This is a genomic window from Pseudocolwellia agarivorans (assembly GCF_002000085.1).
GTDB lineage: Bacteria > Pseudomonadota > Gammaproteobacteria > Enterobacterales > Alteromonadaceae > Pseudocolwellia > Pseudocolwellia agarivorans.
On sequence record NZ_MUZU01000040.1, the window covers coordinates 1 to 1111 of the forward strand.

At 37.5% G+C, this 1111-nt stretch carries 1 protein-coding gene; it reads right to left on the reverse strand.

The window, feature by feature from the left end; genetic code table 11:
- Positions 1 to 193: 193 nt before the first annotated feature.
- Positions 194 to 985, reverse strand: a complete 792-nt coding sequence (locus tag B0X80_RS20220; RefSeq protein ID WP_077343698.1) for a DUF3800 domain-containing protein — start codon at positions 983 to 985, stop codon at positions 194 to 196.
- Positions 986 to 1111: the final 126 nt, after the last annotated feature.

Genomic DNA, 1111 nt, shown 5'->3' on the forward strand with positions numbered 1-1111 from the left:
CAAATTGCTTATCAGTGATATGACATGACATAGCGCTACTGAAAAAGGATACAAAATAAAGTAACAAAACTATCCTCAACCCCATTCCTCCCTGAAAATATAACGCCGTTTTAAGCGGCAAATTGCAGTTGGCTAAAATAAGTGAGGCACGAACAAAAAGCCAACTGTAATTTGTCCTGCTTGAAAACCCTTGTTAGGTGCGAAATGGCAGAGGATATTTTAATGTGATTTTCTCTGTACTTATTTCTCGTGAACCAAACCTTGGATCGAAGAAGTACCAAATATTAAATTTTCTTTCACTATTCCAAGTGTCGTGCTTAAGGTTATCCCATCCCAAATACGAAGCAATATTATTTGCTACTGCCAATTTAGCAGGTGAAGATGCTTTACCTTGAAATGCACTCATTACAGCACCCAATAAAAAATCTGCTATTTGGATATGCTCAGAATCCTTAGAGTCTTTAGTAACTACACTTTTAATTAGTGCTTCACCACCAAGTTCCTTTTTTAACATGCTGTTAGCTATTTTATGAAAAGCTTCATCTGCTTTTTTATATCTTGATGGTAGAGGATCTACTTCAATTCGAAATTCACATTCACGATTAGGGTGAGCTTTTAACACGGCCTTAATTTTCGCGGAAATAAGCTGTGTGAAGTGTTTTCTCATTGCTAAATCGTAATCACCATCATGAAAAGATTTGTCGACCATACCTTTTCTAATAACAATACAATGGAATGCTAACCAAGAATTTTTAAAGAACATATCAATTAGTTCGGAATAAAACTCTGCATACCTTTTACTGTGCGCTTTTTGCCACTTGATTTCATCATGCATGCGATGCTTTTCACGAAGTTCACGGATTATTCGAGTGAAATCCCCTCGTCTTTGGTATTTCATCCACAGAGAGCCAAACCCATAATAGACTTGCCCATCAATACCTGATTCATCGCATCCAACATGCCAGATTAATTTACCAAGACTCATCCGTGACTCCTATAGCACCTAACGCCCAATTAACGGGCTAAAAATTGTGGGCTAAAATGGAAGCGAAGCGGACAGCCCACTGTTTTTAGTCCTGTTGAATTGCTTGTTATGTGTATGGTACAACAA

Excerpts from the sequence above, each read along its gene's own strand:
- B0X80_RS20220 (WP_077343698.1), bottom strand. The coding sequence starts at position 985 with ATGAGTCTTGGTAAATTAATCTGGCATGTTGGATGCGATGAATCAGGT.